We start from the raw sequence: 17,866 nt of genomic DNA on the forward strand, positions 1-17,866 counted from the left end.
CGTTCACAGTCGACTCCCCTCACGACGGCCGGCACACATGGAGCTCTGAGTGCACGTTTCCGCCGCGGTGTGGTGGCTGACGATCCTGGGGATCGTCGGGCTGCTGCTGTTCGACTTCGTCTTCCACGTCCGCAAGGCGCACATCCCCACGTTGCGCGAGGCGTCGGTCTGGTCGGCCCTGTACGTGGGCGTCGCCCTGCTGTTCGGCGCCGGCGTGTGGCTCTTCGGCGGCTCCGAGCCCGGGGCGGAGTACTTCGCCGGTTACGTGACGGAGAAGGCGCTGTCGGTCGACAACCTGTTCGTCTTCCTCGTGATCATGTCGAGCTTCAAGGTGCCGCGCGCCGACCAGCAGAAGGCGCTGCTGTTCGGCATCGTCTTCTCGCTGCTCGCGAGGAGCGGGTTCATCCTGGTGGGGGCGGCGCTGATCAACATGTTCGCGTGGGTGTTCTACGCGTTCGGCCTGATCCTGCTGCTCACGGCGGGCAACCTGCTCAAGCCCGAGAGCGAGGAGGGCCACTCCCCCGACAATCTCATGGTGCGGGTGGCGCGGCGGCTGCTGCGTACCACTGACACCTACGACGGCGACAAGCTCTTCACGGTGCAGGACGGCCGGCGGGTCATGACGCCGATGCTGCTCGTCATGATCGCCATCGGCGGCACCGACATCCTGTTCGCGCTCGACTCGATCCCGGCCATCTTCGGTCTCACCCAGAACGTCTACCTCGTCTTCACCGCGACCGCGTTCTCCCTGCTGGGGCTGCGGCAGCTCTACTTCCTCATCGACGGGCTGCTGGACCGGCTGATCTACCTCACCTACGGCCTGGCCGTCATCCTGGCGTTCATCGGCGTGAAGCTGATCCTGCACGCGCTGCACGAGAACAACGTGCCGTTCATCAACGACGGCGAGCCGGTGCCGGTGGTGGAGATCAGCACGGGCCTGTCCCTGTCGGTGATCATCGGCGTGCTGGCGGTCACGGTGCTGGCCTCGCTGGCCAGCCCCAAGGGACGGGCGCAGAACACGGTGTCCAGGGCCCGCCGGTACGCCCAGGAGTACCTGGACGTCGAGCACGACCCGGAGCTGCGCGCGGAGCTGTTCGCCAAGCTCGTCGCCGAGGAGGAGCAGCTGCGGCGGCTGCCGGAGAAGTACCGGCGGCGGATCAGGGAGCAGGACAAGCTGACGGCGCTGCTGCGGCGCGCCCACGAGGAACACGAACGCGGGTGAACACAGGGTAGACGCGGACGAGCGGGCCGGGGCGTCCGCTGGAACGCCCCGGCCCGCACGCTGTCCCCCCTTTCATGGGTCAGGTACGCCGGTCGATGCCGTTGTTGCCGTCGTAGCCGAGCAGCCGCATGGCCGTGTCCGGGTCCATCGCCGCGGCCAGGAGCTGGGCCCGGGCGTGGGCCTGGTCGCGTTCCCGCTCCGCCTTGGCCTGCGCCGTACGGATGCCCTTGATCGCGACGAACGCCAGCCCCGCGCCCACGATCCCCGCGACGACCACGACGAACAGCAGGAGCAGCAGCCCGGGCGAGGCCACGCCCGACACGGCCGCCCCGGAGCCGTTCCCGCCCGCCAGCGTGCCCGTCACGGCGAGCGCCGCGATGACGGACAGCGCCACGAGCCCGAGCAGGCTGGCGACGACCAGCCAGACCCGGCCCGCGATCCGCCGCTTCCCCGCGCTCTGCGGCGCCGGCGCGGCGGTGGGCTCGCCGACCACGACGGGCACCACCGGGTGCGGCGCCGCCGCCGGTTGCGGGGTGGCCGCCCAGGGCACGAACTCGGGCCGGTCGGACTGCTCGGCGGGCAAGCCCGCCAGGGTGTCCTGCGCGGGCGGGCCCACGGGTGGTCCCACTGGCGGCACCATGGGCAGGGCCGTGCCCGGGGGCGGCGGTGGCGCCTGGATCACCGGGGCGCCGCCGGGCGGCGTCAGGTAGGCGCCCTGACCGGCCGGCGCCGCGCTCACGGTGGCCGCCACCGGCTCCTGGATCCCCGGCAGCTCGCGCTCGATGTGGCTGTGCTCCTTGTGCGCCCTGACCGCGTCCCGGTGGTAGTCCTCCAGCTCCTGGTACAGCTCGTCGGAGGCGTAGACGCTGCCGTCGAGCAGCGGCCCCGGCTCGCGGCGGATGATGGCGACCACGTCGTCGCCGTTGAGCGTCTTGTGCGTCTCCAGCGCGTGTGCCAGGCAGAGCACCTCCCTGCGGTGCTCCTGCAGCAGCTGCTCGGTCTTCTCCAGCAGCCGCACGAGGTTGAACTCGATGCGCTCGCCCAGCACGTCGGGCGTCAGGTCGGGCTGGTTGCGGCTCGGCTCCCGGTCGGTGATGCCGATGCCGCCGCCCCCGCCGGGAGCCTTGCGGACGGCCTTGCCGCCCATGATCTCCAGCTCCTGGAGCGCGGGCAGCGAGGTGACGCCCGAGCCCATGCCCCAGTACGACTCCATCATCGCGGTCAGGTACGTCGCGGAGTACAGATCGCCGGAGACGCCCGAGGAGTTGTCCTCGCCGAAGAACATGCGCTCGCCCGCCAGCGAGGCGAGGGAGACCATGATGTCGGCCTCGTGCTCGGACTTCCACCGGGTGAACTGGTCCTCGGGCTTGATCGAGGCGACCATGCCCAGGTAGTCGGCGCCCTTCTCGATGGTGGCGATGTCGATCTCGAGGTGGAAGCGGGTGACGTAGGCGACGACGGCGTGGCACGCCTCGTGCACGGCCACGGCGTGCCGCTCCCGCTCGATGTACTCGACGTCCTCGGGCGGGCCGAGCTGCTTGAGCCGCTTGGCGCGCAGCACGTCGGACCAGGTGATGACCTCGCGGCCGTCCCTGATGGCGGTGATGAGCGACTCGTTGACGAGGTCCTTGATCGTGGCGCCGGTGGCGTACGGGGTGATCGTGGCGAGTTTGTCGATCTGCTCGGGGGTGAGCTCGTGCTCGACCTTGTCGAAGTAGCCCTGGTAGGTGCGCACCCGCCCGGCCTTGGACGGGTAGCCGACCTTGTAGATGCGGTCGATGCGGCCCGGCCGCAGCAGCGCCTCGTCCAGCGCGTCGGGCCGGTTGGTGGCCATCATGACGAGGATGCGGTACTTGGGCGGCGGCTTGGGCCGCATGCCGAGCAGGCGGCGCACGAGCCGGTTGAAGAACCCGCGCGGCTTCTTCAGCCCGGACAGCTCGGTCAGCAGCGCCTGCAGCGTGCCGGGGTCGCCGCTGTTCATCATGCCGCCGCCCATCATGAAGCGGTTGCGGCGGCCCGGCTCCTCCTCGGCGCCGCGCCCGCCGCGGAAGGCGAGCAGCTGGCGGGTGGCCTCGGACATGTAGCTCATGCCGTGGCAGCCGTCGAGGCCCGTCGAGTGCCCGGCGAAGCCGCCGCCCTGGCCGGGCGGGCCCTGCTGGGCGAGCCGGCCGCGCTTGCCGAGCGAGTCGGCCTCGTCGAAGAAGACGATCACGCCGCCGTACCGCAGGGCCAGCTTGCGCAGCTTCCTGAACAGCGACTTGACCTTGAGGATGCCGATGCCCATGAACATGTTCGTGAACGCGCCCGGGTCCACGAACACGTACGGCTTGCCGGTCTCGCCGGCCACGGCCTCGGCCATGAGGGTCTTGCCGGTGCCGGGCGGCCCCCACAGCAGCAGGCCGCTGGGGACGTACCCGCCGCGCCGCTCGATCTCGTCGGGCCGCTCCAGGAAGACGATGTTCTCCTGAACGCGCTCGACCACGTGGTCCTGGCCCCACACGTCGTGGAAGCGGGTCTTGATGTCGTCGGGGAAGTACGTCTCGACGCCGCCCCTGGACAGGAACCAGAACAGGCCGACGAACTGGATGATGACGAAGAAGAACAGGAAGACGATCTGCAGGAAGAACGGCAGCGCCTGCCACAGCAGCGCGGGCGCCTGGAGCAGCGCGGCGAACGGGCTGACGTCCAGCACCGCCCCCAGCACCAGGGCGACCAGCGCGACGAAGAAGGCGATCTTCAGTGCCCGCGCGAGGCGGAAGCGGGTCCAGTCGTCGAAGCGGCGGTGCGTCCAGCGCTCGAACCCGCCGAAGACCTTCTGGCTCCAGAAGCGGTGGTAGCCGGACCAGTGCTCGCTGACGAAGAAGTGCAGCTGCCGGATCAGCTCCGCGCCGAGCAGCCAGAAGATCCACTGGTAGGCGAGCGCGATCTGCTGCGCGGCCTGCGGGAAGGTGATGATGCCCGCGAAGTCCGCCATCACCTTCCAGGTGAGGACGAGGTAGGCCAGGACGAGGGCGATGAGGAACTTGCTCCGGTCCCAGAACTGCATCTTCTTCCTGGTCACGGATTCGGGATCAGTGGGCCCGCTGCCGGGGGCGCGCAGCCCTTCGTGGTGAACTGTGGTGGTCATGAAGCTCCCTCATCCGGGCAGCCGGAGCAGCTTGAAAGAACTCGCGATCTTGTCGAACTCGGCGGCGCGCTTGGCGTAGCAGATCGCCTGGCAGCCGATGAGCATGACGGAGACCGTGGCCCCCTTCTCGTCGAGGATGGCCGTGTGGTCGAACGTCTGGACCTCGGGGCCGATCTGGTAGTTGAAGCGGACGTGCACTCCCCTGGCACCGCCGTCGAGGCTCAGGACCTCGTCGCTGATGGGCTCGAAGCGGTTGAACATCGGCATCTGGTTCGCGGCGAGGGCCTGCTGCAAATAGGCGGTGCGCATCTCCTCCGTCACCGGGAGGATGAAGTCGCGCAGCCTGTTCAGGGAGATCGAGTCCCGTTGCTCTTCCGTGAGCTGGTGCACGGCGGCGTAGACGAACGGCTCCGTCGAGCCGAGCAGGTGGTTGACCGACGGGTCGGCCGACTGGTCGAAGGCCGTCGACCAGACCCGCTGCGCCCGCAGCATCGCCGCCTGTGAGTTCGGATGGTCGCCGGACAGGTACAGCTCGATGGGGTAGGCGTCGAGCTGGGTGAACGAGGCGGGCACCTTGAAGTACGTCGTGCCGGCCTTGTCGCGTACGTAGGTGAACTCCGGCTGTCCGCACGCGGACAGCATCAGGACCGCGACCATGAGCGCGATCAAAGCCCGTGTCTTTTTCACCAGGGCTTACCTCCGCATGACGGACCAACGGAGTTGTTGTGCCCGCTTTGGAGGCGATTCAGCTCGCCGCACGATGAGAAATCTTGACCAAATCTTGGCCATGCATTGGCTTTACTTGTTACAGACCCAAAAGCCCTCCGTGCAGGGGCTGCGTCGCACCGCTACAACGTTCATGCAACCCCCATTGGTTCATCCCAGGAAGTAGCGAAAGATGTGAGGATCTCCTATCGACAAGCCCTGGAGCGGACAATGACAGAACCCGCGATGGAGACCGTCGACGGCTTCGGCATCACCGCCGAGCGCCAGTTCGCCGACCTCTGGTCACGGTCGGTGCTGACGGTCAAGGAGCGGCGCCTGCTCCTTCTCGGGCTGCTCGTCGGCCAGGGGCTGCACGACATGACCGAGGTCCAGCTCGACGTGGCCCTGCGGGCCGGCGAGCTGAGCGAGGCCGAGCTGCGGGAGGTGGCGGTCTTCCTCACCCACTACGCGGGCTGGGCCAGGGGCGCCCAGCTCAACGGCCAGGTGGAGTCGCTGATCGAGCGGGTCAGGCGGGCTCGATCCGATAGATCGGGCCCTGGAGGCTGAGCGCGTACAGCTCGCCGTCGGGGCCCTGACCGAAGGACGAGAGCTGGTCCACCTTGCCCACCTCGGCCGAGTCCGTCACGTCGCCGGCGGGCGCGGCCCTGACCCAGCCGGCGCAGAAGTCGCCGTACAGGAACTGCCCCCGCAACCAGGGGATCTTCTGCCCGCGATAGACGTAACCGGCGATGACCGAGCAGTTGCCGCCCTCGCGCAGCGGGTAGACGATCACCGGCTCGACGAGGTCGGGGGCGTCGCCGTCGCGGAAGCGCGCCCTGCCCTCGCGCAGGCTCCACCCGTAGTTCTCGCCGCCCTTGGAGCTCGCGGGCTGGTGGTCGACCTCCTCCCACGCGTCCTGGCCGACGTCGCCGATCCACAGGTCGCCGGTGGCCCGGTCGAAGCTGAACCGCCAGGGGTTGCGCAGGCCGTAGGCCCAGATCTCGCCGCGCGCGCCCCGCCGGCCGGCGAACGGGTTGTCGCGCGGGATCGTGTACGGGTCGCCGCGCGGGTCGATGCGCACGATCTTGCCGAGCAGCGTGCGCAGGCTCTGGCCGTTGCGCTGGGGGTCGCCCGCGCTGCCGCCGTCGCCGAAGGCGATGTAGAGGTAGCCGTCGGGGCCGAAGGCGAGCTGGCCGCCGTTGTGGTTGGCGTACGGCTGGTCCTGCTTGAGCACGTCGCGCCGGCCGGTCGCCCGCTCGCCGTCGTAGGCCCACTCGGTGATGTGGGTGTCACCCCGCGCGTCGGTCCAGTCGAGGTAGACCCAGCGGCCCGTGGGGTGGAAGGCGACGCCGAGCAGGCCCTGCTCGTTGCCGGAGCTCACCTCGCCGGACAGGTCGATCACGGTCTTGCCGTCGGTGGTGCGCAGCCGGCCCGTCTGCTCGGCCACGTAGAGCCGGTCGTCGCCCTTGCGCACGGCGAACGCGACCGGCCGCTCCAGCTCGGCGATCTTCGTGAAGCGCAGCTCGCCGCGCTCGGGCGTGGCCTGCTGCGGCTCGGGCAGGCTCGTGCGCTCAGCCGGCGAAGGGGCGGTGCTCCGCGGGGCGCGGGTCGCCGACCCGGCCGGTTGCTCGGGCGTGCAGGCGGTGAGGGCCATGAGGACGAGCCCGGCCACGACGAGGCGCACGTTGCCCATCCTGCCACGACCGTTAAGGTGCAGGCATGCCAACCGCACTGATCACGGGCGCGACGGCCGGAATCGGCGCCGCCTTCGCCCGCCACCTGGCCGCCGAGGCCTACTCGCTCGTCCTCGTGGCGCGCGACGAGCAGCGCCTCGCCAAGACCGCCGACCAGCTCAAGCTCCGGTACGGCGTCAGCGTCGAGGTGCTGCCCGCCGACCTGTCCACCGAAGACGGCCTGACCAGGGTGGAGTCGAGGCTGCGCGACGGCGTCGACCTGCTGGTCAACAACGCCGGCTTCGGCAACGCGGGCAGCTTCCCCGACGTGCCGGTGGCCAACGAGCTGCGCATGCTCAAGGTGCACTGCGAGGCCGTGCTGCGGCTGACGCTGGCGGTGCTGCCCGGCATGCGCGAGCGCGACCGCGGCGCGATCGTGAACGTGTCGTCGGCCGGCGCGTTCTTCCCCAGCGCCAGCACCTACAGCGCGTCGAAGGCGTGGGTGGTCAACTTCAGCGAGTCGGCCGCGAGCACACTGAGCAGGTCGCGCATCAGGGTCATGGCGCTGTGCCCCGGCTTCGTGCGCACCGAGTTCCACCAGCGGGCCTCGATGGACTCCTCGGCCATCCCGTGGTTCCTGTGGCTGAAGGCCGACGACGTGGTGCGCGCGGCGATGCGGGACCTGGCGCTGGGCAAGCGGGTGTCGGTGCCGGACGTGCGGTACAAGGTCCTCCTGGCGATCGGCCGGCTCGTGCCGCGCAGCATCCAGAACATGGTGGCCGCGCGCATCGCGCACTGAACCCCGTACCGGAGCAAAAAGGCGGGCCCCCGCCGCGGGAGGGGGTCGCGGTGGGGGCCCAGGCGGTCGCGGGCTCACGCCCGCGGCCGGGAACAGGATGCCAGTGGCTCAGCAGCTCAGTGGCTCAGCGGTTGGCCTCGTGGCCGATCGACAGGCCGGAGGCCGGGTCGAAGAAGTGCAGGTTGTGCGTGTCGACGACCAGGTCGATGCTCTGGCCGGGGCGCACGTGGCTGCGGGCGTTGACGCGGGCGGTCCACAGGGACTTGTCGCCCGTCAGCGGCAGCGAGGCGTCCTCGTCGTCACCCGCGTCGGCGGCGGCGACGGTGTCCTTGTGCTCGACCGGCGGGGCGTCGATCAGGAACAGGACGTTGATCTCGGAGCCCAGCTCCTCGGTGACCTCCGCCTTGACGGGCAGCGTGGCCCAGCCGTTGGCGTGGTTGCCGGCGGAGGCGGCGTCCTCGAAGTCGGACGGGCGGATGCCCAGGATGATCTTCTTGCCGATGTACTGGTCGAGGCCCGGCTTGTCGGAGAAGGTCGACTCGGGGATCGGCAGCTTGATGTCGGCGAAGGCCACGGCGGGGCCGCCGTCGCCGCGGACCAGCTCGGCGGTGACGAAGTTCATCGACGGCGAGCCCATGAAGCCGGCCACGAACAGGTTCACCGGCTTGTCGAACAGGTTCTGCGGGGTGTCGACCTGCTGCAGCAGGCCGTCGCGCAGGACGCAGACGCGGTCGCCGAGGGTCATGGCCTCGACCTGGTCGTGCGTGACGTAGACGGTGGTGACGCCGAGGCGCTCGTGCATCTGGTTGAGCGAGGCGCGCATGGAGACGCGGAGCTTGGCGTCGAGGTTGGACAGCGGCTCGTCCATCAGGAAGGCCTGCGGCTCACGGACGATGGCGCGGCCCATGGCGACACGCTGGCGCTGACCACCGGACAGGGCGGCCGGCTTGCGCTTGAGGTAGGTCTCCAGGCCGAGCATCTTGGCGGCCTCGTTGACCCGCTTCTGGATCTCCGGCTTCGGCATCTTGCGCAGCTTGAGGCCGAACGCGAGGTTCTCCTCGACGGTCATGTGGGGGTAGAGCGCGTAGTTCTGGAAGACCATCGCGATGTCGCGGTCCTTGGGCGGCAGGTGGTTGACCACCTTGTCGCCGATGGCGATCTCGCCACCGCTGATGTCCTCCAGGCCCGCGATCATCCGGAGCGCGGTCGACTTACCGCAACCGGAAGGACCGACCAGCACCATGAACTCGCCATCCTTGATCTCAAGGTTGAGCCCGTTCACGGCCTTTACGCCACCGGCGTAGATCTTGTCGACGTTCGTCAGAACGATGGATGCCATGACATTCCTTCGCGCTCCAGGGCGGATGGCCCGGATGGTCCCGTCAGATCCACTCGCGCGGAGTGAATCTCCCACTCGGCGTGGATACGTTTTCAAGCATCTCACCCGAAACGGACATCGGTGTCAAGGGTTACGGCGTGACCAGCCCTTGTCCTCACAGGTGGCTTCCAGTTTTCGCGGAACCATGATGGAATCGTTTCCATGGAGAAGCGGGCGACGATCAAGGATGTGGCGGAGGCGGCCGGCGTGGGCGTCGCCACCGTCTCCCGCGTGCTGTCGGGCGGCTCGGCCAGCCCGCGCACCAGGGAGCGCGTGCTGGCCGTGGCCGCCCAGCTCGACTACCGCCCCAGCGCGCTCGGCCGCAACCTGCGCCAGCGCCGCACCGGCGGCATGGGCCTGCTCGTCCCCGACCTCACCGACACCTTCTACGCCCAGTTCGCCGAGGGCGTGCTCGCCTGCGCCCGCTCGGCCGGCGAGCCCGTCGTGCTCGGCTCCACCGGCGGCGACCCCGAGCAGGAGGCCGAACTGATCGGCATGCTCCTGGAGCAGAGCGTCGACCGCCTCATCGCCGTCCCCTCCGGCGACGAGGACACCTGGGCGCCCGCGGTCCGCGCGGGCATGACGGTCGTCTTCGCCGACCGCCTGCCCGCCCGGCCCTTCTCCGAGGACGACGACCCGGCCGCCGCGGCCGTCAACGACCTCATGCTCCTCGACGGCCTGGCCGCTCCCCCGCCCGCCGCCCACCGCCCGCCCGAGCTGCCGTCCGTGCTCGCCGACGACCGGGCCGGCATCCGTACGGCGGTCCGCTACCTGCGCGGCCTCGGCCACCGGCGCATCGCCTTCCTCGGCGGCCCCGGCCACGACCGGCGGGTGGCGGCGTTCAGGGAGGCCGTCGGCGCGCCCGTGGACGAGGAGCTGGTCGTGTTCGGCACCGGCAGCCGCGACTCCGCCTACGCCGCCGCCTCCGGCCTGTTCCAGAGCCGCCCCGACCTGTCGGCGGTCGTCGCCGGCGGGAACGTGCTGGGCGAGGCCGCAGTGCTCGCCGCCAGGGAGCTGGACCTGCGGGTGCCGCGCGACGTGTCACTCGTCATGTACGACGACGTGCCCTGGGCCGAGCTGTGCTCGCCACCCCTGACGGTGATCGCCCAGCCGGGCCGCGACATGGGCTACCGGGCGGCCGAGCTAGTGCTGCGCTCGGGCGGCCGGAGAGCCCGCTCCGTCGTGCTGCCCACGGAGCTGATCATCAGGGGCAGCTGCGGCCCCCACCGCTAGCCGTCAGGCCGGAACCAGGATCCCCGCTGCGCTTACCGGAGCCGGCGTAACGGACGTTCACCGGATTCCGGTGTAGCGGCGCGGCAGGATCATCACCGGATTGTCGTCGAGGATCACCTCCGGCGGCCCGAACCGGGCCGCCACCTCCCTGACCTCCGGCTCGTCGAGCAGCAGCAGCCGTCCCCGCTCCACGAACGTCTCCCCGTCCACGATCACCGTCGGCCGGTCCACCTGGCAGTCGCAGTGCGCGAACCCCGGCCCCGTCGTCACCGGCACGCCGTCGGTCAGCCCGTCCAGGCCGCAGTAGAAGGCGCCCGCGTGCTTCTCCCGCTCGAACTGCGTGCCGCCCGCCACCCGCACCTTCGGGTTCAGCCCGAACAGGGCGTGCCGCATGTAGAAGCCGCCGGGCGCGTAGCGGCGCAGCTGCCCGGCGGCGGCGCCGCCCTCGATCTTGCGGACCAGGTTGCCCTCCAGCGTGACGCGCAGCGGCTCCTCCGGCACGCCGGTGACCGTGCTGTCCTCCACGACGAGCACCCCTTCCGTGCCGGTCGGCCAGAAGTTCACGCCCCCGTACGGGAACGGCCGCCAGTCGCCGGGCCGCAGCCCGTCCGGGCCGGCGTCCTCGAACGTGACGCCCGAGAACGTCAGGTCCGTGCCGCGCGCGGACGTCACCCTGATCGAGGACGCCCCGGACAGCCGGCGCAGCGCCACCGCCACCAGCGTGTGGAACACCGGCACCGGCAGGCGCGCCCCGGTCAGCAGCGCGCCCGCCGTGGCCGTCATGTGCAGGGACAGGAACCGCACAGAACGGGCGGCGATCTGGTCGAAGAACAGCGGCGCCGTGTGCACCTCACCCCACCAGGTGCCGCTGATCACGACGTCCGCCTCATGGAAGGCGGCCGTCTCGATCGGCAGCGCCGCCTCACGGTCCCAGCCGCCCGCGCTGAACGGCGGCACCGACAGGATGCGCACGTCCGCGTCCCGCAGGGCCGCCGCCGCGGCGATCGCCTGCACCACCACCGGGTCCACCGTGTGCTCCATCATCAGCAGCACCCGCTCGCCCGCCGCCAGCCGCACGTACTCGCACAGGTTGTGCGCGCCGGGCATCAGCTCGACGATCGCGTACGGGGCCGCGGCCGGCTCGGCGACATAGCTGAAGGGCGATCCGGCGTACGGATTGGTCGTCATTCGCGCGTCTCCCTCGACCCTACTGTTCTCAGAGCGTTCGTTACCCAGCGTGACGAAGCCATACTCTTCGTGCCCGCCCGGACGAACAGGCCGGTCAGGACCTCTACAGTGGACATCTGTGCTGTTCGGACGATCGGCGGAGATCGCCGCCATCGAAGACGTGATCTCCCGGGCCCGCTCCGGCGCGGGCTCCGCACTGGTGCTGCGCGGCGAGGCCGGGGTGGGCAAGACGGCCCTGCTCGACCTCGCCGTCACCCGGCGCGGTGACCTGCGCGTGCTCCGCACGACCGGCGTCGAGCCCGAGTCCGACCTCGCCTTCGCCGCCCTCCACCAGCTCCTCCGCCCGGTCGCCGGCCTCCTGGACGCCCTGCCCGAGCCGCAGCGCGCGGCCGTGGGCGGTGCTCTCGGGCTCGGCGGCGGCGCCTCCGGCGACCGCTTCCTGCTGGCGGCGGGCGTCCTGTCGCTGCTGGCGGAGGCCGCCGCGCCGCACGGGCTCGTGTGCGTGGTGGACGACTTCCAGTGGGTGGACCGGGCCTCCGCCGACGCCCTGCTGTTCGCCGCCCGGCGCCTCGGCACGGAACGCATCGCGATGCTCCTGGCCGTACGGGGTGACACGCCGCTGAAGGGCGTCCCGTCCCTGCCGATCGACGGCCTCCCCGAACCCGCCGCCACCGAACTCCTCGACGCCGCCGCACCCGCACTCTCGCAGGAGGCCGCAGCGGCGTCACATGCTGCCGCCGGGACCGGCGTGCCGGGCGTCGGGGTGCCGCATGCGGGGGTGACCGGGCGGGTGTGCCGGAGGATGGCGCGGGGGGCGGGATGGCGCCCGGGGTGCGGCGGGAGCTGGTGGCGCTGACCGGGGGCAACCCTCTGGCCCTGCGCGAGACCGTGCGGCGGTTGAGCCCCGGACAGCTCGCCGGGCGGGAGCCGCTGCCGGACCCGTTGCCGGCGGCACAAGGCTCTTCGGGGAGCAGGTGGCGGCGCTGTCCGGGGACGCCCGGCTGGTCGCGCTGCTCGCGGCCCTGGAGGGCGATCTCGACGTAGTTTTGCGCGCCGCCGGGCGGATGGGCGCGGGACGGGAGGCGTTGCACGAGCTGGAGGCGGCCGGGCTGGCGAGGGTCGAGGGCGCGTCCGTACGGTTCCGCCACCCGCTCGTACGATCGGCCGTGCACGAGGCCGCCACCCCCGCGGACCGGCGCGAGGCGCACCGGGCGCTGGCCGATCAGGCGGAGGGGGACCGGCGCGCCTGGCACCTGGCGGCGGCGACGCTGGGCCAGGACGAGAGCGTCGCCGCCGCGCTCGCCGAGACGGCCGCGCGGGCCCGCGACCGCGGCGGGTACGGCGACGCCGCCACCGCCCTGGCCAGGGCCGCCGAGCTGACCCCTGCCCCGGCGGTCAGGGCGGCCCGGCTCAAGGACGCCGCGGTGGCGGCCTGGCTGGGCGGCCGTCCGGGGCAGGCCGAGTCGCTGCTGGCCGAGGCGAGGGAGCACGCGGCCGGTGACGCGGCGCTGGGGATGGAGCTGGCCCAGCTGCGCGGCCGGTTCGAGCTGAACTCGGGCAGCGCCGCCGAGGCCGTGCGCATCCTGGCGGCGGGTGACAGCCTGGACATGCTGGCCGACGCGGCGGAGGCGGCCTCGTACGCGGGCGACACGGCCGCCATCGTCGAGATCGGCCGCCGCGCGTCGTCCCACCCGGAGGGCTTCCTGCGCGACGTCCTGACCGGCATTGGCCTGACCCTGTCCGGCGGCACCTTCCCCGCCGCCCCTCGCATGCAGGCGCGAGGCGACCACACAGCGCCCCGCGAGCAAGCGCACGCCGACCACACAGCGGCCCGTCAGGATGCCCTCCATCAGGAGGCGCACCCCGACCGCAGCGCAGTCCCCGAACGGGCGCAAGCCGACGGCACCACACCCCACGGCCACGAGGCCGCGCATGCGTTGCTCAGGCGGGCGCTGGCGCGGGCCGATGAGCTGAGTGAGGCCGCCGGGTTGTTGTGGGCGACGGCGGCGGCGAGCTACCTGGGTGAGGCCGATCTGTCGGCCGAGCTGGCCGCCAGGGCCGGGCGGGTGGCGAGGGTGTCGGGGATGGTGGGGCAGTTGCCGGTGGTGCTGGAGTTCGTGGCGACGGCGGAGCGGATCGCGGGCCGGCTGGCGGAGAGCCAGGCCGTGTCGGAGGAGGGGCTGGAGCTGGCGCGCGAGGCCGGTTACCGCAACACGGTGGCCGCACACCTGGCGAATCTGGCGGTGCTGGCGGCGTTGCGGGGCGAGGAGGACGAGTGCCGCCGGCTGGCTCAGGAGGCGCTGGCGATCGCGTTGCCGCATCGGGTGGGCCTGCGGGCGGGGGTGGCCGCGTACGCGCTGGCGATGCTGGATCTGGGGCTGGGCCGGTTCGCGGCGGCGCATGACCGGTTCGTGGCGATCGCGGCGGCGGGGCCGGGTGCGGGGCATCCGACGGTGGTGTGGCGTTCGACGCCGGACCGGATCGAGGCGGCGGTGGGCGCGGGCGACCTGGAGGCGGCGGGGCGGCGCTGGAGGCGTACGAGCGGTGGTCGGCGAACGCGGCGACGCCCGAGTCGCGGGCGTTGCTGGCCAGGTGCCGGGCGCAGGTCGCGGACGGCACGGAGGGGTTCGAGGAGGCGCTGCGGCTGCACGGGAACCCGTACGAGGCGGCCAGGACGGCGCTGCTGCTGGGTGAGCGGCTGCGCAGGGCGCACCGGCCGGGTGAGGCGCGCCCGCATCTGCGTGCGGCGCTGGAGACGTTCCAGCGGGCGGGCGCGCGGCCGTGGGCGCGGCGGGCGCTGGGCGAGCTGCGCGCGGCGGGCGAGAGCGCCGAGCCGGCGGCGGCCGCTCCGGCGCTGGACGTGCTGACCCCGCAGGAGCTGCGCATCGCGGGCCTGGTGGCGGACGGCCTGTCCAGCAAGGAGATCGCCGCGCAGCTGTTCCTCAGCCCTCGTACGGTCGAGTACCACCTGTACAAGATCTATCCGAAGCTCGGCATAGGTACCCGTACGGAGCTGACGCGGCTAGTAGTTCTACGGAAGGCGCCCGTGGCCGGACAGGACATGCTCTGAGGCATGCGAAACGACATCTGGAGCGAAGAGTTCGGCAGCGCCACCGACGAGCCGATCCTGCTGATCATGGGTTCGATGTCGCAGGGGATCCTGTGGCCGGACGAGTTCGTGGGCAGGCTGACGGCCGGCGGGCGGCGGGTGATCCGGTACGACCACCGCGACACGGGCCGTTCCCGCACGTACGACTTCGAGAAGGAGCCGTACACGTGGGAGGACATCAAGGACGACGTGTACCGGGTGATGGACGCGCACGGGCTGGACAGCGCGCACCTGGTGTGCCATTCGGCGGGCGGGCTGCTGGGCCAGCTGGTCGCGGTGGAGCGGCCGGAGCGGGTGCGCACGCTGACGGTGATCGGGTCCTCGCCGCTCGGCGGGGGTGAGGGCGGGGTGATCATGCGGGCGCTGATGGGGCAGCCGCAGCCGGAGGGCAGCCTGCCGGAGCCGACGCCGGCGTTCGTGGACTTCTTCCGCGCGCTGATCGCCGCTCCGCCGGCGACGAGCCGGCGGGAGCGGATCGAGACGATGATCGCCGAGCAGCGGGTGCTGCACGGCGATGCGCTGCCGTTCGACGAGGACGCGGCCCGCCGCCTTCAGGAGCGCATCTACGACCGGGCGCGTGACCTGGACGCCGTGGTCAACCACCGCCTGGCCGCCGCCGCCCGGCCGGACTTCGAGCCGGTGGGCGTGCTGCACCGGATCAAGGCGCCCACCCTGGTCGTCGAGGGCACGCACGAGCCGGCCAAGCCCGGGCACGGCGCGCTCATCGCCGCGGCCATCCCCGGCGCGCGGCTGCTGATGATCGAGGGCATGGGGCACACGCTGCCGCCGGAGGTGCACGAGGAGCTGGCGGAGGCCGTCCTCGCGCACACCTCGGCGGCGAACGGTTAGAGCAGTTTCTCGATGGCCGAGGTGATCGCCGGGTCTTCGGGGGCGGTTCGGGGGCGGAAGCGGGCGACGACCCGCCCCTGCCCGTCGATCAGGAACTTCTCGAAGTTCCACTGGACGTCGCCCGCCTCGCCCTGCTCGTCGGGCGTGCTCGTGAGCTCGGCGTAGAGCGGGTGCCGGCCGGGGCCGTTGACCTCGGCCTTCTCCAGCAGCGGGAAGTCCACGCCGTACGTGGTGGAGCAGAAGTGCTGGATCTCCTTGGCCGTGCCGGGCTCCTGGCCGCCGAACTGGTTGCAGGGCATGCCGATCACGGTGAAGCCGCGCGGGCCGTACTGCTCCTGGAGCTTGACCAGGCCGGTGTACTGCGGGGTGAGCCCGCATCTGGAGGCCACGTTCACGATGAGGGCGGGCTTGCCGCCGGTCAGCTCGGCGAGCGTGGTCGGCTCGTCCGAGAGGGTGCGAAGCGGGATGTCGCTGAGGCTCATGTTCTGACCCTACAGAACGAGTCAGGGCCAAAATTGTGACGCACTTCTCATTTTTCGGACAAATCCGCAAGAAAAGGTATATATCGAGATCTTTACTGACGATCTACGTAGCCATGGTCAATTCGCTGTAAAGGGTCTCTATCGGGCAGGGTGGCGCGGTCCACGAACCCCCTCGAAAGGGATCCCGCATGCCCATGCTCCGCCGTACCGGCGTCCTGGTCCTGACCGCCACCCTCGTGGCGGCGGGCGGCGCCGCGGCCGCACAGGCGCAGAGCTCCCAGACCAGCGGCAGGAACAAGGCCATCGCCAAGCCCATGGTGGCCTCTCGTGGCTGGGGCGAGACGCAGTTCAGCTGCCTGGTGAAACTGTGGCACCGCGAGAGCGGATGGAACCACCGCGCCGGCAACGGCTCCGGCGCCTACGGCATCCCGCAGGCGCTGCCCGGCCACAAGATGGCCGCGTCAGGACGTGACTGGCGGACCAACCCCCGCACCCAGATCAAATGGGGTCTCGGCTACATCAAGGGGCGTTACGGCTCCCCGTGTCGCGCCTGGGCGCACTTCCAATCCCACGGTTGGTACTGAGCCAAACCCCAGGCTTGCTCGCTATTTCCGGCAAGGCCCGCCCAATCGGGCGGCGGACCGGGCAAAACCGGCCCAGCGAGCAGCCCCTTTATCCGCAACGGTCACACAAACACCTGTCCTTCGCGTGTCCTGACGAATGACCCGCGGTGACACCGCGTAATAGGAATCGTGCTAGAGGACACGTCGCGGTGCCCTCCGGGCCGCCCAGCACGACCGGGCGGAGGCGAAGGACCGTCCCGGAGGGCCGCGCGGACCCTCTGCGTCCGAGCCACGGACGCGGACGGCAGGGCACCCGTCTCAGGGTGCCCGTCCGCACGCGACCCGACAGCGAGGATCGAGTTGGACAGCAAACGCGCGCTCAACGGCACGCTCATCTCCGTCACCGCGTTCACCACGCTCGGCGCCACGTTCGGTGCCACTGTCAGCGCAACGGCCGTGTGGGCCGAGTCGAAACCGCCGATCAGGACCGGAGTCTGGACCACGTCGGCACAACCCAAGATGGCGGCCGTCCGGCCCGCCAGCAGGAACAAGAAGATCGCCCTCGGCCACGTCGTGCAGCGGGCCTGGAACTACCAGGAGTTCCGCTGCCTGGACAACCTGTGGACCAGGGAGAGCAACTGGAACCACCGGGCACTCAACCACTCCTCCGGCGCGTACGGCATCCCGCAGGCCCTGCCGGCCGGCAAGATGAGCGGCGCCGGGCGCGACTGGAAGTCGAACCCGGAGACCCAGATCCGCTGGGGTCTGGCCTACATCAAGGGGAGGTACGGCAGGCCTTGCGGCGCCTGGGGGCACTGGAAATCGCACAACTGGTACTAGCCGGCTCAGGAGGGCATCCGGAGCGGCTGCTCACCGGGTGCCCTCCCGACGCCCCGCGTACGCCTCGATCGCGGTGATCAGCAGGTCGAGGCCGAACTCGAACTCCTCCTCGTGGTCGCACGCGCCGAGCAGCGCCGACAGCGAGCTGACCTCGGGGAACAGCGCGGGGTCCACCCCGTCGGGCTGGATCGTCCTGGTCTGCACGGGCGCGAACGTGGGCGTCACCCCGACCTCGCGCAGCAGCGAGCCCACGATGTAGGCGATGAACATCCGCAGCATCCGCACCGCGTCGGCCCCGTCGAACCCGGCGCCGCGCAGCGTGGCCAGCGCGCGCTCGACGGGCAGCAGCCCGGCGGCGGAGTGGAGCTGGCGGCTGACGACGAGCATCGTGGAGCGCGGGTAGTGGTGGGCGATCTGCCGGAACGCCCTGGCCTGCACGCGCACCCGGTCGGTCCAGTGGGCGTCGGGGTCGTCGGTGAACTCGATCCGGCTCAGCACCGACTCGGCCACGCCGTCGAGCAGGGCGTCCTTGCCGGGCACGTGGTTGTAGAGCGACATGACGCCCACGCCCAGCTCGGCCGCGATGCGGCGCATGGAGATCGCGTCGGCGCCCTCCCGCTCGATGAGGTCGATGGCCGCCGCGACGATGCGTCCCCGGGAGAGGGGCTCAGTGCTCATGGCTCATTCTATGGACGGGC

At 71.2% G+C, this 17,866-nt stretch carries 17 protein-coding genes; 10 read left to right on the top strand and 7 right to left on the bottom strand.

What is annotated here, in order from left to right:
- Window positions 1-49: 49 nt before the first annotated feature.
- Window positions 50-1,222, top strand: a complete 1,173-nt coding sequence (locus tag KIS93_RS17990) for a TerC family protein (RefSeq protein ID WP_080036508.1) — start codon at window positions 50-52, stop codon at window positions 1,220-1,222.
- Between the two features lie 79 nt (window positions 1,223-1,301).
- Here KIS93_RS17990 and KIS93_RS17995 read toward each other — a convergent pair whose 3' ends face one another.
- Window positions 1,302-4,349, bottom strand: a complete 3,048-nt coding sequence (locus KIS93_RS17995) for an AAA family ATPase (protein ID WP_080036507.1) — start codon at window positions 4,347-4,349, stop codon at window positions 1,302-1,304.
- Between the two features lie 9 nt (window positions 4,350-4,358).
- Window positions 4,359-5,006: a hypothetical protein gene (locus KIS93_RS18000; protein ID WP_155126390.1), complete on the bottom strand. Its 648-nt coding sequence runs from the start codon at window positions 5,004-5,006 to the stop codon at window positions 4,359-4,361.
- A 279-nt stretch (window positions 5,007-5,285) separates the two neighbouring features.
- Here KIS93_RS18000 and KIS93_RS18005 point away from each other — a divergent pair, with 279 nt between their 5' ends.
- Window positions 5,286-5,621, top strand: coding sequence for a carboxymuconolactone decarboxylase family protein (locus KIS93_RS18005; protein ID WP_186404294.1), 336 nt, complete (start codon window positions 5,286-5,288; stop codon window positions 5,619-5,621).
- Here the strand turns inward: KIS93_RS18005 and KIS93_RS18010 are convergent.
- Window positions 5,581-6,738, bottom strand: a complete 1,158-nt coding sequence (locus KIS93_RS18010; RefSeq protein WP_230465952.1) for a PQQ-dependent sugar dehydrogenase — start codon at window positions 6,736-6,738, stop codon at window positions 5,581-5,583. The genes KIS93_RS18005 and KIS93_RS18010 overlap by 41 nt on opposite strands.
- A 35-nt stretch (window positions 6,739-6,773) precedes the next feature.
- Between KIS93_RS18010 and KIS93_RS18015 the strand changes: the two genes are divergently transcribed.
- Window positions 6,774-7,526: an SDR family NAD(P)-dependent oxidoreductase gene (locus KIS93_RS18015; RefSeq protein WP_080036504.1), complete on the top strand. Its 753-nt coding sequence runs from the start codon at window positions 6,774-6,776 to the stop codon at window positions 7,524-7,526.
- Between the two features lie 124 nt (window positions 7,527-7,650).
- Here the strand turns inward: KIS93_RS18015 and KIS93_RS18020 are convergent, their stop codons facing one another.
- Complete coding sequence (locus KIS93_RS18020) at window positions 7,651-8,865, bottom strand: ABC transporter ATP-binding protein (RefSeq protein ID WP_080036503.1); 1,215 nt, start codon at window positions 8,863-8,865, stop codon at window positions 7,651-7,653.
- Between the two features lie 201 nt (window positions 8,866-9,066).
- Here KIS93_RS18020 and KIS93_RS18025 point away from each other — a divergent pair, with 201 nt between their 5' ends.
- Window positions 9,067-10,137, top strand: a complete 1,071-nt coding sequence (locus tag KIS93_RS18025) for a LacI family DNA-binding transcriptional regulator (protein ID WP_080036502.1) — start codon at window positions 9,067-9,069, stop codon at window positions 10,135-10,137.
- A gap of 57 nt (window positions 10,138-10,194) precedes the next feature.
- Here KIS93_RS18025 and KIS93_RS18030 read toward each other — a convergent pair whose 3' ends face one another.
- Window positions 10,195-11,325 (bottom strand): 2,5-dihydroxypyridine 5,6-dioxygenase NicX family protein, encoded by a 1,131-nt coding sequence (locus tag KIS93_RS18030; RefSeq protein ID WP_080036501.1) that lies wholly within the window; start codon window positions 11,323-11,325, stop codon window positions 10,195-10,197.
- Between the two features lie 118 nt (window positions 11,326-11,443).
- Here KIS93_RS18030 and KIS93_RS18035 point away from each other — a divergent pair, with 118 nt between their 5' ends.
- The 4 genes from KIS93_RS18035 to KIS93_RS18045 all read left to right on the top strand — a co-directional run bounded on the left by KIS93_RS18035 (window position 11,444) and on the right by KIS93_RS18045 (window position 15,283).
- Window positions 11,444-12,181 carry an ATP-binding protein gene (locus KIS93_RS18035; RefSeq protein WP_186404295.1) on the top strand — a complete coding sequence of 246 codons (738 nt, stop codon included), beginning with the start codon at window positions 11,444-11,446 and terminating at the stop codon, window positions 12,179-12,181.
- Window positions 12,182-12,299: 118 nt separating this feature from the next.
- Window positions 12,300-14,192, top strand: a complete 1,893-nt coding sequence (locus KIS93_RS18040; protein ID WP_246005307.1) for a hypothetical protein — start codon at window positions 12,300-12,302, stop codon at window positions 14,190-14,192.
- Window positions 14,186-14,395 carry a helix-turn-helix domain-containing protein gene (locus tag KIS93_RS65340; RefSeq protein ID WP_246005308.1) on the top strand — a complete coding sequence of 70 codons (210 nt, stop codon included), beginning with the start codon at window positions 14,186-14,188 and terminating at the stop codon, window positions 14,393-14,395. The genes KIS93_RS18040 and KIS93_RS65340 overlap by 7 nt, the downstream gene beginning before the upstream one ends.
- A 3-nt stretch (window positions 14,396-14,398) precedes the next feature.
- Complete coding sequence (locus KIS93_RS18045; protein ID WP_080036499.1) at window positions 14,399-15,283, top strand: alpha/beta fold hydrolase; 885 nt, start codon at window positions 14,399-14,401, stop codon at window positions 15,281-15,283.
- On the opposite strand, the gene KIS93_RS18050 is transcribed toward KIS93_RS18045, so the two are convergent.
- Entirely contained in the window at window positions 15,280-15,765 is a 486-nt protein-coding gene (locus KIS93_RS18050) for a glutathione peroxidase (RefSeq protein ID WP_080036498.1), read from the bottom strand. The two genes, KIS93_RS18045 and KIS93_RS18050, sit on opposite strands and share 4 nt — an antisense overlap.
- A gap of 188 nt (window positions 15,766-15,953) precedes the next feature.
- On the opposite strand from KIS93_RS18050, the gene KIS93_RS18055 reads away from it, so the two are divergent.
- Together KIS93_RS18055 and KIS93_RS65345 are read left to right on the top strand one after the other, a co-directional pair.
- Window positions 15,954-16,349: an aggregation-promoting factor C-terminal-like domain-containing protein gene (locus KIS93_RS18055; protein ID WP_329607690.1), complete on the top strand. Its 396-nt coding sequence runs from the start codon at window positions 15,954-15,956 to the stop codon at window positions 16,347-16,349.
- A 339-nt stretch (window positions 16,350-16,688) separates the two neighbouring features.
- Window positions 16,689-17,168, top strand: coding sequence for an aggregation-promoting factor C-terminal-like domain-containing protein (locus KIS93_RS65345; RefSeq protein WP_230465951.1), 480 nt, complete (start codon window positions 16,689-16,691; stop codon window positions 17,166-17,168).
- Window positions 17,169-17,198: 30 nt separating this feature from the next.
- On the opposite strand, the gene KIS93_RS18065 is transcribed toward KIS93_RS65345, so the two are convergent.
- On the bottom strand, window positions 17,199-17,846 hold the full coding sequence (locus KIS93_RS18065; protein ID WP_080036497.1) for a TetR/AcrR family transcriptional regulator: 648 nt from the start codon (window positions 17,844-17,846) through the stop codon (window positions 17,199-17,201).
- Window positions 17,847-17,866 lie beyond the last annotated feature (20 nt).

The organism is [Actinomadura] parvosata subsp. kistnae (assembly GCF_900323885.1).
In the GTDB taxonomy this organism is placed as follows: Bacteria; Actinomycetota; Actinomycetes; order Streptosporangiales; family Streptosporangiaceae; genus Nonomuraea; species Nonomuraea composti.